The 13,827-nt window shown below is 66.7% G+C and carries 8 protein-coding genes; 4 read left to right on the top strand and 4 right to left on the bottom strand.

Going from position 1 to position 13,827, the window contains the following annotated elements:
- The first annotated feature begins 189 nt into the window (after nucleotides 1-189).
- Nucleotides 190-1,614, top strand: coding sequence for a PQQ-dependent sugar dehydrogenase (locus tag ACLJEU_RS01955; RefSeq protein WP_414664657.1), 1,425 nt, complete (start codon nucleotides 190-192; stop codon nucleotides 1,612-1,614).
- Here the strand turns inward: ACLJEU_RS01955 and ACLJEU_RS01950 are convergent.
- Nucleotides 1,598-2,407, bottom strand: a complete 810-nt coding sequence (locus ACLJEU_RS01950; RefSeq protein ID WP_414664656.1) for a transglutaminase-like domain-containing protein — start codon at nucleotides 2,405-2,407, stop codon at nucleotides 1,598-1,600. The genes ACLJEU_RS01955 and ACLJEU_RS01950 overlap by 17 nt on opposite strands.
- A 162-nt stretch (nucleotides 2,408-2,569) precedes the next feature.
- On the opposite strand from ACLJEU_RS01950, the gene ggt reads away from it, so the two are divergent.
- Entirely contained in the window at nucleotides 2,570-4,360 is a 1,791-nt protein-coding gene (gene ggt / locus ACLJEU_RS01945; RefSeq protein WP_414664655.1) for a gamma-glutamyltransferase, read from the top strand.
- A 217-nt stretch (nucleotides 4,361-4,577) separates the two neighbouring features.
- Here ggt and ACLJEU_RS01940 read toward each other — a convergent pair whose 3' ends face one another.
- Nucleotides 4,578-6,983: a TonB-dependent siderophore receptor gene (locus tag ACLJEU_RS01940; protein WP_414664654.1), complete on the bottom strand. Its 2,406-nt coding sequence runs from the start codon at nucleotides 6,981-6,983 to the stop codon at nucleotides 4,578-4,580.
- Nucleotides 6,984-7,127: 144 nt separating this feature from the next.
- Between ACLJEU_RS01940 and ACLJEU_RS01935 the strand changes: the two genes are divergently transcribed.
- Nucleotides 7,128-8,180, top strand: coding sequence for a LacI family DNA-binding transcriptional regulator (locus ACLJEU_RS01935; protein ID WP_414664653.1), 1,053 nt, complete (start codon nucleotides 7,128-7,130; stop codon nucleotides 8,178-8,180).
- A 200-nt stretch (nucleotides 8,181-8,380) separates the two neighbouring features.
- Nucleotides 8,381-9,748, top strand: a complete 1,368-nt coding sequence (locus ACLJEU_RS01930) for an IS1380 family transposase (protein WP_457795331.1) — start codon at nucleotides 8,381-8,383, stop codon at nucleotides 9,746-9,748.
- 33 nt (nucleotides 9,749-9,781) lie between these two features.
- Here ACLJEU_RS01930 and ACLJEU_RS01925 read toward each other — a convergent pair whose 3' ends face one another.
- Entirely contained in the window at nucleotides 9,782-12,412 is a 2,631-nt protein-coding gene (locus ACLJEU_RS01925; RefSeq protein ID WP_414663351.1) for a bifunctional YncE family protein/alkaline phosphatase family protein, read from the bottom strand.
- An 89-nt stretch (nucleotides 12,413-12,501) separates the two neighbouring features.
- A complete protein-coding gene (locus ACLJEU_RS01920) occupies nucleotides 12,502-13,749 on the bottom strand; it encodes an outer membrane protein assembly factor BamB family protein (RefSeq protein ID WP_414663352.1) in 1,248 nt (415 codons plus the stop codon).
- Nucleotides 13,750-13,827: the final 78 nt, after the last annotated feature.

The following is a 13,827-nucleotide window of genomic DNA, read 5'->3' as shown; positions in this document are numbered from 1 at the left end:
CCAGTCCCGGGGCCTGCCACCCCCTGGGACCGCGGGCGCCCCCGCCCGCCTCCGACGCAGCCAGCAAGCGAGACGCCTGCGATCCCAGCTCCGTCCGCACCGGTCTGGAGGCGGCGGGCCGGCGATCCCGGAGCTTTCTGCGCCTGTGAGATTGCACCGGAGCGCGGCTGCGTTTTGTTACCCGCTCCCATGCGTCCCACCCGCCTCCTCCTCGGTGTCGCGATCTTTACCCCGGTCGCCCTCACCTTTGGTCAAACTCCGCGTCTCACCGGACGCGTCAACGAAACGTACACGCAGCTCTGCGCGAACTGCCACGGCAAGAACCTCGAGGGCGGCCAGGCCCAGTCGCTGCTCGACGACATCTGGCTCGGAGGCGGCGACGACGAAAGCCTGGCGAAGAGCATCCGCAACGGCTACCCGGACAAGGGCATGCCCGCATGGGGCGCCGCGATTCCGGAAAAGGAAATCCGCGCGATGGTCATCTATCTGCGCGAACAGCGCGACCTGAACCGCCGGGCCAAGGCCGACGCCGTCAAGCCGCCGGCGTCGTTCACCGCCAAGACCCAGCTGCATACGTTCAAACTGGATACGTGGATCGACGCGGTGAAGGAACCGTACTCGCTCGCGTTTCTACCCGGCGGGCGGGCGCTCATGACGGAGAAGACCGGCAAGGTCTTCGTGATCGAGAACGGCAAGATCGCCGCGGAGCCGCTCAAGGGCATGCCCGAGATCGACACCGCGGGCCAGGCCGGCCTCTACGACATCGTGCCGCACCCGCGTTTCGCGCAGAACGACTGGCTCTACCTCGCCTACAGCGATCCGCAGACCAACGCCGAGGGCGCGAAGGTGAGCCTCACGCGCATCATCCGCGCGAAGCTGCGCGACGGGGCGCTCGTCGACCAGCAGACGCTCTTCCAGGGCAAACTCGAACACTACATCAAGGCGGGCGGCGTGCATTTCGGCGGCCGCATCGCGTTCGATCGCGAGGGCTATTTGTATTTCACCATCGGCGAACGCGGCCAGCGCGACCACGCCCAGGATACGGGCCGGCCCAACGGCAAGGTGCACCGCATTCACGACGACGGCCGCATTCCCAAGGACAATCCCTTCGTCAACGACCCGAAGGCGCTGCCGACGATCTGGAGCTACGGCCACCGCAATCCGCAGGGCCTCGCGATGAATCCGGCCACCGGCCAGATGTTCGCCGTCGAGCACGGTCCGCGCGGCGGCGATGAATTCAATCTCATCACCAAGGGCAAAAACTACGGCTGGCCGGTAATCACATACGGCATGGAATACGACGGCCGTGCCATCACCGACATCACCCACCGCGAGGGCATGGAGCAGCCGCTCACCTATTGGGTGCCGTCCATCGCCCCGTGCGGCTTGAATTTCTACACCGGCAGCGCGTTTCCGAAATGGCAGAACCACGCCTTCGTCGCTTCGCTCGCCGGCCAGCAGCTCGTCCGCCTCGAAATCAAGGACAGCAAGGTGGTCGCGCAGGAAACGATCTTCCGCGACATCGGCCGCATCCGCCACGTCGTCAGCGGCCCCGACGGCGCGCTCTACGTGATGCTGCCCGCGCGCATCGCCCGTCTCACGCCGGCGGAGTAACGCCAACCTCCCCGGTCATCACGTCACAGGTGACGGTGATCGGTGCCGCGCTCACGCGACCGAAGATCGTCGTGAGCGCCGCGCTGGTGGCGTCGCGCCCGCGCGACATCACGACGATGCGATCGGGCGCGATATCGTCGGTGGGATCAAACAGCCGCCAGTCGCCGCCAAGGTAAGCTTCGAAGCAGGCGTGAAAATCCATCGGCTGCAGCCCGACCGCGTACGCGCCGACATAACGCGCCGGAATGCTCAGCGCCCGGCAGAACGCGATCGCGAGATGCGTGTAGTCGCGGCACACGCCCTGGCGCGAAATCCACACGTCCCAGGCCGACGTGCGTGAGTCGGACGCACCGGGGGCGTAAGCCAGTTTCTGATCCACCCAGCGGCAGATGGCGCGCACCTGTTCGGCCCGGTCTTCCGTTTTCCCAAACAGCTCCCACGCGATCTGGCTGAAACGATCGCTTTCACAGTACCGACTCGGCAGCGTGTACGTGAGGATGCTGAGCGGCAGCCGGCCCGGATTGTCCGCCCTGACCAAGGCCGGCAGGGGCGGCCGCTCCAACTCGACGATGGCGCTGTAGCGGAGTTCAAACGCCCCCGCCGGCGCCTCGCAACGCAAGGCGCGACCGGCTTTCGCGTGCTCCACGATTTCCCACGGCACCGCCGGCGTGCACGTGATCGTCTCGCTCACCAGCCGCTGCTGCGCGTCCGTATTGGCCAGCACGTTGAACGTGAACGCCGCCTGGGGCGTGGCGATCTGATAACCGAGCGTGCAACCGACGGAGAGCTTCATGGAAGGCCCGCAGTGTGGCGACGCCACCGGGCCCGACAACCCCGAAGCTTCCGGCCCGAAGCGCAGCCGCCCCGCCTGCCTTGTCGGAACAGCAGGCCGGAAGCCTGCAGTCCCGGAGATGCGCCGACTTGCGACGACTGCACCTTTCAACACGCTCCATTCATGCACGCTTCGCCGCGGTTTGCCGCGCCCTTGGTTCTGGTGGTGTTCTCGATCGTCTGCGCGCTCGCTCCGGCGCACGCCCAGCGCCCCGCGGTCGAGGCACCCCGCGGCCTCGTGACCTCCGCGCACGTGCTCGCGTCGCAGGCCGGCGTGGAGATGCTGCAGCGCGGCGGCAACGCCATCGACGCCGCCGTGGCCACCGGACTCGCGCTCACCGTCGTGTATCCGGTTGCCGGTAACATCGGCGGCGGCGGCTTCATGGTCGTCCACCTCGCCGGCGCCGCCGGCAGTCCCGGTCGCGATGTCGTGATCGACTATCGCGAGACCGCGCCCGCCGCGGCGACCCGCAACATGTACGTCGGCGCCGACGGCCAAGTGCTCAGCGGCCCGGGCTCCTCCACCGTCGGCTGGCGCGCGAGCGGCGTGCCGGGCTCGGTCGCCGGGTTCGCGCTCGCCCTGGAAAAATACGGCTCCGGCAAACTCACCTGGGCGGACGTCTGCGAACCGGCGCGACGCCTCGCGGCCGACGGCCACGTCCTGACGCAAGGCGGCGCCGCTCAGCTGCGCACTGTCGCCGCTCACTTGGAGAAGTTCGAGGAGTCGAAACGAATCTATCTCAAGGGCGGCGAACTTTGGAAAGCCGGTGAACTCTGGCGTCAGCCCGATCTCGCCGCGACGTTCGCCCGGTTGCAGCAGCACGGCCCGCGCGAATTCTACGAAGGTGAGACGGCGCGCCGCATCGCCGAAGCGATGGCAAAGCACAACGGCACGATCACCCTCGCCGATCTCAAAGCCTACCGGCCCGCCGAACGCGCCCCGCTGCGCGGCACGTATCGCGGCTACGAGATCGTCACGATGCCGCCGCCCAGCTCCGGCGGGCTCGTGCTGCTGCAGATGCTCGCGATGCTCGAGCCCTACGATGTCCGCGCCCTGCAGCAAAACTCGGCGGCCAAGATTCACCTCTTCGCCGAGGTCATGCGCCGCGCGTTTCGCGATCGCGCGGAATACCTCGGCGATCCCGACTTCGTCAAAATTCCCGTCAGCGAACTGCTCGATCGCTCCTATTTGCAGCGGCGCATGCGCGATTTCTCTCCGGAGCGAGCCACGCCCTCGTCGGCCGTCGAACCCGGCCTCGGACCGACAACCATCACGCACCATTCCGCCGGGAGCGATCCGTTCGCGCACGAAGCCACCGAGACGACGCACTTCAGCGTGGTCGACGCCGCCGGCAACGCCGTGGCGAACACCTACACGTTGAATGGCAACTTCGGCAGCGGCGTGACGATTCCCGGCACGGGCATCGCGATGAACAATGAAATGGATGACTTCACCGCGAAGGTGGGCGTGAAGAACATGTTTGGCCTGCTGCAGGGCCCGGCCAACGCCATCGCGCCCGGCAAGCGGCCGCTCTCGGCCATGACACCGACGCTGGTGTTCAAGGAGGGGAAGCTGGTGCTCGTCACCGGCAGTCCGGGCGGTCCCACGATTATCAACACGGTGCTGCAGGTGCTCACCAACGTCATCGACTTCGAACAGCCCGTGGCGCAGGCCGTCGAGGCGCCGCGGGTGCATCACCAGTGGATGCCCGATCAGTTGACGTTCGAGCGCTACGGGATGTCTGCCGACACCCTCGCGATCCTGACGGCGAAGGGCCACACGCTGCGGGAGCGTCAGTCCTACGAAGGCGGATACCAGGGCGACGCGGAGACGATCGCGATCGATCCGAAGACGAACCTGCGCCTCGGCGCGGCCGATCCCCGGAAACCGGATACGCGTGCGGTGGGGCAATAACCGCAGAGCTCTGAGCTGAGGTTGAACCACAAAGGCACAGAGACACAAAGGACAAGCCACGCGACAGGCCCCCAGTCTCGTTAGGCCAGAGACGCGCTTTGTGCCTCTGTGCCTTTGTGGTTCAATCCCACCGGTATTTTCGGACACAAAAAAGGATGCGGCGCATGCGCCGCATCCTTTGGTAGCGAATTGTTTACTGTAGGCGGGCTACGCCGGCTTAGAACTTGTACGTGACGGACGCCTTCCAGTCGCGCGGCGTGCCAACGGTGACGGCACCACGGCTGCCGGCGGCGAGGATGTATTCCTTGTCGAGCGCGTTCATGATCATCAGCGAGGCCGACCAGTCCTTCTGGCGGTACGAGAGGCCGACGTTGGCGAGCGTGCGGCCCTCGACGAGGAACGACGGCTGCACGGCGACGTACGGCGTGTTGCCCGGCAGCGGCCGGTTGGTCGTGAAGCCCGAGGCGTTTTCGCCGGCGACGTCACCCTTGTAATCGACGCCCACGTTCACGCCGAAACCGGCGAGCTTGCCCTCGGTGAAGCGATAGTCGGCGTAGAAACCGTACGAGCGATCCGGCACGCCGCGAAGACGGACGTTGGTGATCGGCTGGCGGATCTTCACGGAGCTGAAGTTGCCGATCAGCGTCAGGTTCTTGGCCAGCGAATACGTGCCTTCGAATTCCCAGCCCTTCGAGTTGAGATCGAACAGCAGGAACTGCGGGAGCAGCGCCGCCTCGGCGAAGAGCCCGAGCGACTGCAGGCGGAAGAATTCGCTGTTGGTGACCGAGGTGTTCTTCTGCGCGATGTCGAAGTAGGCGAACGAGCCGGTGAGGCGGCCGTTGAGCAGCGACGTCTTGATGCCGTATTCCTTCTGGCCGCCCTGCGCGAACTTCGCGTTCGGATCGGTGACGCCGGCGTTGAGCGAGCCGGGCATCGTGCTGCCGGTGGTGTTACGGCTGAAGAACAGCGAGATTTCCTTGATCGGCTTCACGACCACGCCGAACGACGTCGCGTTGTTGGTCAGGTTGTACGCGGGCGCGTTCGGAAACGCGGCGGAAACCGCCGTGCCGGTGTTGTCCGTGCGGGCGAGCGTGCCGAAGAAGCGCGAGACACCGCCGGAGAGCTGGATGCGATCCTGCCAGACGCCGAGCGTCTCGTACGCGAAGAACTGGAGATCGTCCTGCTTGCCGGTGCGATCGGTGCCGAGGCCCGCGGTGTTGAGACCGGGCAGGATCGGGGGAAACACATAGCCCGGATACGTGATCGAGCCGAGATTGTTGGCGGGCACCGGCGGGCGGGAGGCCGCGGCCGGCGTGCGCCAGCGGACCTTCGAGGTGTTGGCCGCGAAGCCGGCGATCGTCGTCGACTTGAAGAACTCGGAGTCGAAACGGTACGCGTAGTCGTTCTTCACGTGCGCCTCGGTGTACTCGAGGTCGTTCTTGCCGTTGTTGCGGACGTAAATCCAGGTCGATGGATCCGTGACGGGCACCGGGGTGCCGACGAGCGTGACGCCCGGGTTGGCGTTGTAGGCGGCCGTGTTCCAGTTCACCCCGGGCTCGTAGAGACCCGTGAACGGATTGCGGCTGCCGCCGCCCGCATTCGTCAGCCCCGCGCTGGTGCCACCGATGTCATAGCGGCGAATGTGGTCGGCCATGAAGTAGAGGCGGGATGACACGCGCTCGCCAAGCGTCGAGAGCAGTTCCGCACTGGCGCGCTCCGTCGAACGGTGGCGGGTGTCGGTGTCATTGCCAAACTGCCAGTCGCGGGGCAGACCGCGCGGGATTTTCGCGTAGCTGGTGCCGCCGACGCTCGGATCGATCGGCAGACCGCCGAGGTTCGTCTCGCGGTTCTGCACGAAGTCCGCCTTGAGCGTCAGCTTGTGGGCGGGCGAAAGCTGGTAGGAGAACGACGGCGCGATCTCATAGCCGTTCCGGTACTGGCCCTTGATGTAATAGTCGACGCGCCAGAGCGAGTAGACGAGGCGGGCGGCCATCTTGCCGTCCTTGCTGAGCACGCGGTTCACGTCGAGATCGAGCGTGTGGCCCGAGTAGTGCGAGGTGCCGAGCGTGACCGAACTCGCGTTGCGGTTCATCGGCGACTTCGTGATCGGGTTCATCACGCCGCCGGGGCTGCCGCCGGGGACGAGGATCGCGTTCGGGCCCTTGATGATCTCAAGGCGCTCCATGTTCGCCGTCGATTGCGACATGCTGTAGCCGTCGGCACCGGAGATCATCGTACCGTCGATGAACTCGGCCGACACCTGGAAACCGCGGATCGTGTAACGATCGCCGCCGAACGGCAGCGTGTTCTCGACGATCGGCGTGACGTACTTGGCGGCGTCGAGCATGCGGGCCGCGCCGGAGTCCACGATGAACTCCTTCGGCACCACGGAAATCGTCTGCGGAATGTCCTGAATCGCCATCGCCACGCGGGAGGCGGACAACGCCTGCTGCGACTGGTAGGGATTGAGGCTGGTCTCGGTGATGACGAATTGCGCGAGCTGCACGGCCTCGTCCTTTGGTTTTGCCGGCGTGGCTTGGCCGAAGAGAAGCGACGCGGGGCTCAGAGCCAGGGCCGCGACGGTAAGAAGCGCGCCGAAAGCGCGATGGGTTTGGGTTATCATACGGGTAGGTGAAAAGGGGTTTAGGGCGCCGCGCAGAAATTGCGACACGCCGCAGCGGTACGGGTTGCCAGACTGTGGGGCGTAATCATCCACAAAGCGCATTGCCCGGCAGAGTCTACGTGCTGAAATGCCGGATTGTTCGGCATGGAACCCCGCCCCCCGTCCATCAACACCCTCGCCCGCGCCCTCGGCATGTCGCGCACGACCGTGTCCGACGCCCTGCGCGGCAAGGGTCGGGTGAGTCCCGCCACCATCCGCCGGGTGCAAAGCGCCGCGAAGGCCGCCGGCTACAAACCCAATCCGCTCGTCGCGCACGTGCTCGGATCCATCAACCGCTCCCGGGGCAACGCCTTTCACGGCACCCTGGCTGTCGTCGACCTCTTCGAACCCGATCACCCGCACGGCCCCTTTCCGCGTGAACTGGTCGCAGGCGCAAGGACCCGCGCCGCCGAGATGGGGTTTTCCATTGCCGAGTTCGTCGTCGGTCCCAACCGGCTGCCTTGGACCCGTCTGGACTCAATCCTCCAGTCGCGCGGCGCGCACGGCATCATCGTGCTGCCGGCCTGGTTCGCCGCGGATCTGTCAGGCCTCGACTGGTCCCGCTACGCCGGAATCTACACCGACTACGTGACGACGGGACCGCAGCTGCACTCGGTCAGTCCCGACCACTACGGCTCGATGCTCTCGCTCCTGCAGATCCTGGAACGCCGCGGTTACCGGCGTCCGGGCCTCCTGCTGCAACGCCAGCGCGATGAACGCATCGGGCACCGGCAGAGCTCGGCGTTCAGCGCGTTTCAAACCAAGCAGGGCCGGGACGCTCTGATCCCACCGCTCATCACGGACGAGTATCCGCAGTTGGAGCGCGAGTTTGCCCCGTGGTTTCGGCGGCACCGCCCCGACGTCGTGCTGAGCCATTTCCCGGAAACACGCGACTGGATCCGCGCCTGCACGCCGGCGATCCCGCCCGGCTTCGTGCTGCTCAACACCCTCGACCGCACCTATCCGTGCGCCGCGCTCGATCTCCAGCCGCGCGTGATCGGTGCGCGCGCGGTGGAAATGGTCGTCGGCCAGATCCTGCGCAACGAACTCGGCGTGCCCGCGTGGCCGTCGCGCACGATCGTCGAGGCCCGCTGGGTCGAAGGCCCGACCGTGCGCGCCGCGGCGCACGCCGCCGCCGGCGGCGAGTTGAGAGTTTAGGGCTGAGAGTTGAGAGAATAAGTGGGTGCTCTTCGGAGTTCCTGAACGCACCCACTACCGTCCGGCCTTTCAGCTCTCAACTCTCAGCCGGACTCATGCAGTAGTCGCCAAAGAGGGCACCGTTAGGCGTCGTTGATGGTGTGAAACATAAGACGACGTTAACGCCCCAGACGGAGGCGAACCAAACGGTGCGGCTGGATTTGGGCACCAAAAGTGGCGTGCAGTCGATGCGGATCGGCTTCACCGACCAGCGCCTAACGGCGCACGGGGGGCTGGCGGTGTGGACGAGTTTTGTGGAGGAAAGCGGGCTGCGGGAGAAACTCGCCACGGTGCTGCCGCATGCGCCGACGAGCCCCAACGCCTACGATCCGGTGGACACGGCGCTGGGTTTTATCGGCGGGATTCTCTGCGGGGCGGACAAGCTGGCGCGGGTGGCGCATCTGGCGCACGACCCGGCCGTGGCGGAGGTGCTGGGCATCGAAGCGGTGCCCAGTCAGTCGACCCTCTCGCGATTCTTCGCGGCCTGCGGTCGAGCCGCCTGCGAAGAGCTCGGCGGATTGCACGCCTGGGTGTTGGGCGCTCTGCCCGCCCGCGCCGAAGGCTACACGTTGGATTTGGACTCCTTTGCGCTGGTGCACGAAGACGGGCGCCAGGAAGGAGTGCGCGTCGGCTACACCCGCAAGGGGCTCAAGCCCTGTCACCGCCCCATCGTGGCCGCGATCGCCGAGGTGCCCCTCGTCGCCAACTTCTGGTTACGCCCGGGCAACACCGCTTGCGTCAGTGCCGCGGACGTGTTTCTGGGCGACACCCTCGCGCGCTTGCCCGCGGGCGTGCGGATCGGCCTGGTGCGCGCGGACAGCGGTTTTTGCACCGAGAAGATGATTACTAAGCTGGAAGCGGAAAAACTCTCTTATGTGCTGGCGGCCGCCCTGCGTTCCCCAGTCCAGGCGCTGTGCCGCCACGACGAAGCGGCCTGGACGGCGACCGACGTGCGGGGTCTGGCCGTGCAGGAAGTGGCCGACGCGCGCGGCGGGCGTCTGATCGTCGTGCGCCAACGCAGTGCCGAGCGGCCGCACGCCGGCGGCAAGCAACTCATCGAGGTGCCCGGCTACAAGTTCCAGGCGCTGCGCACCAACCTGCCCGCCACCGTGTCACCCCTCGAAGTATGGCGCCGCTACAACGGCCGCGCCGACATCGAAAACCGCATCAAGGAACTTGGCGCGCAGTTCGGCTTGAAGGGTCTGTGTTGCCGCTCGTTTTGGGCGACGGAAGCGGCCTGTCACCTCGCCATCACCGCCTATAATCTCTGCGTCCGGCTGCAACAACGGCTCGGCCAGCCGCACCGCGCTGAACTCGGCACGCTCCGCCGGCAGCTCTTCACTTGCGCCGCCGTCTTCAGCCGCGCCGCCGGCAAGCCCACCCTCAAACTCGCCGTCGCCGGCGACAAGGCCCGCGCTTGGTGGCTCGCACTCCTGCGCCGCATCGCCGACCCAACCCACTGCGATGCAGTTGCCGCCCTCGGGGCCCGCGCCAGAAAACGCTCCATCCTCCATCCCTCAACTGCATGAGTCCGGCTCAGCCCTAAACTCTCAACGCAAGTCTCACCGCTCCCGATCCTCGATGTCGACCGAGAGCGGCGCGAAGACGCCGTGTTTGACTTCAGGATACGGCACGTTCCAGCCGCGCACTTGGTGCCACACGATCCGGTTCAGCCGCTCCGTCGGCGCGGCGTCCGGCACGTCGAAGCGCATCGTCAGCGACTCCTCGGCCGCCTTGCGCGCCTCACCGCGCAGCGCCTTCGCCGGCGGGTTGAGTTCGTCCAACGACTGCGCCGGCTCGACCGCGACGTAGGGCGTAAAGTCCGGCTGGTCCTGAAAACTCGCCCGCATGTCGTTCGCGATGAGATCGAACAGCGACATCGTCGGCAGGCCGAGGATCAGCTGGATGGTTTTCGCCATGCTGGGATTTGCGTAGAAGGTCGAATCGACGTAATTGCGCCGCGCATACGGGCTGATCGCGAGCGCGACCGTGCGATGCCCGTCCACATGATCGACACCGTTCTGGGCGTCGTCCTCGACCACGAAAATGGCCATCTTCTTCCAGAACGACGAATGCGACAGCGCCTCGACGACCTGCCCGAGCGCGAGATCGTTGTCCGCCACCATGGCGCTCGGCGTGTGCGAACCGGGCGACGTGCCGTTGGTGTGATCGCTCGGCAACTGCAGGAAAACGAGGTTCGGCATGCGGCCGGCCGCCTCCCATTTCTTCACCTCGCCGGCGAAAATCCGTGCGCGCACGACGTCCGGAATCTGCGTCGAATAGCCGGGAAAATTCCGCGCGAGCACGCCGTCGAGCGGCGGAATCGGTGAACGGGTCTGCCAGAGCGTGTCGAACGTCCGGCCCGCCCGCCACTGCGCGAGCAGCTCGGGCCGCGTCGGCTCGCCCGGCTGCCGCGACACCCGCGGCGCAAACTCACCGAAGACCTGCACGGTCTTCTTCGCCCGCAATGCATAGTCCCACATGAATCCACCGGACGCATACGCCACCGGATCGGTGCCATCGAACGGATAGCTGCGCCCGGCCCAGCCGGGCCACATCGCGTAGTCGGTTTCGTTGGACTGCGTGATCCACTGGTGGCCGTCACCACTGTTGCCACCCGAAGCGTAAAAGTTGTCGAGCAGCACGTAGCGATCCGCGAGCCGGTGCTGGTTGGGCGTCACCTTCGAGCCGAACATCACGAGCGACGGATCGCCGTTACCCTTCTTCATGTCGCCGAAGACCTGATCGTACGTGCGGTTCTCCTTCACGACATAGACCACGTGCTCGATCAGCGACGGTTCACCGGCGCGCACCGGAATCGCGGTCGCGGCCGGCCGCGCCGTGCGGATCGCGCTCGCCGCGGCGGCCGCCCCGCGAATCGGCATGTGATTGTTCTCCGCGACGGCCGTCGTGTAGCTCGCGAGCTGCGCCGCATCCGGCACCGGCACGACGCTGATCGAGCCGCGATACGCATGCACGAAACGTTTCTCCTTCCCCTCCTTCGAGCCCGAGCCGATCCCCAGCAGCGTCGACACGGCCAGATGCGTGCCGTCCGCGCTCAACGCGAGTCCGTTCGGATACCACGCCGTCGGAATCAAACCCTTCATCGTGCCGCGCGCGGCGTCCAACACGGCGACGGCATTGATGCCGCCGCAGGCGACGTAGAGCGTCGATCCATCAGCCGACACCGCGAGCGCGGTCGGCGCCACACCCGGCGTGACCTCGGAAAACGGCCGCAACGCGAACGCCGGCTGCACGGTGTCCGTCCGGGTGTCGACGACCGACACCGAGTCGCTGTTGCCATTGGCGACATAAAGCCGGTGCCGCGGCTCATCCCACGCCAGCGCCGTCGGGTGCAGTTCGGTGCGTAGCGTGGCGACCGCGCGCAGCGTGCGGAGATCAATCTTGGTGAGCGTACCCGTGGAGGCGATACCGCGCTCGTCGATCACGACCTGGTCCGCGCCTTTCGCGAGTCCGGTCGGCGCGGTGCGGTCGCCAGCTTCGGCGACTCGGCCGGCCCAGTTGCTGACGTAGGCGATCGTGCCGTCGGCGTTGATCGCCGCGCCCACGGGAGCGATGCCGGTGGGCACCGACGCCAGCAGCCGGCCGGTTTCGACGTCGATGACGGCGGCGACGTTCTTCGCGATGATCGGAATCACGGCGAGACGCTGGCCCGCGGCGTTCTTGCGCGCCGCGAGGGCGATGGTGCCCGTGACTTGCGCGCCGAGTTTGCCCGCGACCGTGCGAATCGCGCCCTGCTCGACCGTGAGCAGTCGGACTTCGCCCGTGGTCGCCGCGGTGAGATACGGGCGGCCGCTGGCGTCGACCACGAGTCCCTGAATGCCCGGCTTGCCGTTGAACGCGACCGACGCGTTAATCTCGGGATCGTCGCTGCGGACCGTGGCCCGGCGCGTGCCGGCGGTCGCGATGGGCAGCGACGTCGCGACGCGATTCGCCCGCCAGTCGAGCGCCACGAGCTGGGTCGCGCTGAGCGCCCAGACTTCAGACGACGACGGGCCGAAGGCGACGCCGTAGACGCGGCCGTCGAAGATGCTCTGCACGCCAGCGGGCGTGATGTTCTGCCGCGTTACAACCACCCCGGGGTCGCTGACCGCGCGGACCGGATCAAATTTTTCCTGGGCAGACAGCGCCAGCGCAGTGAGCGCGAAGACGACGAAGGCGGGGGTTTTCATGCGCATGGGGTGTAGAGATTGAAATTGATTTCGCCGCACTCCGCCGGTGGCCGCGAGCGCCAGCGAATGGATCGCCCACGGATCATTCCCTACTCCGCTCCGCCGCCACCAATGCAATACAGGTGGCCACCGGTGCGCAGGTAGATCCGGCCGGAGGAAATCGCCGGCGTCGTGTAACAGAATTCGCCGAGGCGGTTGCTTGCGAGCGGCCGGTACGCGGCCGGATCGGCCGCGAAGACGGTGGTTACACCGCTTTCGCTCGTGGCATAGATCCGGCCGGCCGCGAGCACGAGCGAGGAGCGCACGCGCCCCGTGCCGAGCCGGTGATCCCATTTGGCCTCGCCGGTCTTCGCGTCGAAGCACGCCAGCGTGCCCGCATCATCGATGGAGTAGAGATGGCCGGCGTGAAACACCGGTGACGGCACATACGGCACCTGTTTGCGCAACGACCACGCCACGTGGCTCTCCGACACGTCGCCGCGTCCGTCGACGCGCACCGCCAGCCGCGTCTTCACAGGAAAACCCGAGGCGGCAAAAATCATCCCGTCGCCGTAGGCGAGTCCGGCCACCCCGACGTTGCTCGGCCCCTTGCACCACCAGTTGGCCGCGCCGGTCGTCGGATTGAAGCTGCGGATTTCATTGCTCCCGCAGACCACGACCTGGACGTCGGGCCCGCTGCCGATGAGGAGCGGCGGCGCGTGCGAGATGCGTTTCATCGCCGGCTCCGCGCGCCACAGCACCTTCCCCGTCCGCTTGTCGAGGGCCACCACCGCCGCCTCCCCTTCCTGCCGGCAGTCGAAGATCAAACGATCGCCGTGCAGGACCGGCGTGTAGCTGTAGCCGTGCTCGCCGTTGAACGCCAGCGGCTGCACGGCCCACACTTCGTTGCCCTCAAAATCGAAGCAGCGCCAATCGACGCGATCCCCGGCTTGGAACGACGTGAACACATGCGTGCCGTCGGTCACGGGTGTCGACGACGCCAGACTGTTCTCGCGATGCATCGTCTCCACCGGCGCCGTCACCACCGTCTTCTGCCAGACGATCGCGCCGGTCCTCGCATCGAGTCGCAGCAGGATGCGCCGGCCGGATTCCTTCTCCGCGCTCGTGAGAAAAATCGCCCCGCCCCACACGATGGGCGAGGAGTGACCTTCGCCCGCAATCGCCGTTTTCCAGACCACGTTTTCCGTGGCGCTCCAGGTCAAGGGAGCGGGCTGGCCGTCGCCGACGCCGTCGCCGCGCGGGCCGCGAAACTGCGGCCAGTTTTCCGTCGCGCCGCCGGCGCACGCGAACATCGCTCCGCCCACGAACACCGCCGTCCATCGGATGAATCGCTTCATGTGCGGGTGGACGTACCGGAGGGACCAAGGTCTTGCGAGCGCGATTGCCTCGACCCGCGCCAACCGGGCCGCCTGTGG

Source organism: Terrisphaera buseokensis (genome assembly GCF_047521145.2).
Classification (GTDB): Bacteria; Verrucomicrobiota; Verrucomicrobiia; order Opitutales; family Opitutaceae; genus ER46.
This window is presented reverse-complemented; position numbering and strand designations above follow the sequence as displayed.

Excerpts from the sequence above, each read along its gene's own strand:
- ACLJEU_RS01955 (WP_414664657.1), top strand. The coding sequence starts at position 190 with ATGCGTCCCACCCGCCTCCTCCTCGGTGTCGCGATCTTTACCCCGGTC.
- ACLJEU_RS01950 (WP_414664656.1), bottom strand. The coding sequence starts at position 2,407 with ATGAAGCTCTCCGTCGGTTGCACGCTCGGTTATCAGATCGCCACGCCC.
- ggt (WP_414664655.1), top strand. The coding sequence starts at position 2,570 with ATGCACGCTTCGCCGCGGTTTGCCGCGCCCTTGGTTCTGGTGGTGTTC.
- ACLJEU_RS01940 (WP_414664654.1), bottom strand. The coding sequence starts at position 6,983 with ATGATAACCCAAACCCATCGCGCTTTCGGCGCGCTTCTTACCGTCGCG.
- ACLJEU_RS01935 (WP_414664653.1), top strand. The coding sequence starts at position 7,128 with ATGGAACCCCGCCCCCCGTCCATCAACACCCTCGCCCGCGCCCTCGGC.
- ACLJEU_RS01925 (WP_414663351.1), bottom strand. The coding sequence starts at position 12,412 with ATGAAAACCCCCGCCTTCGTCGTCTTCGCGCTCACTGCGCTGGCGCTG.
- ACLJEU_RS01920 (WP_414663352.1), bottom strand. The coding sequence starts at position 13,749 with ATGAAGCGATTCATCCGATGGACGGCGGTGTTCGTGGGCGGAGCGATG.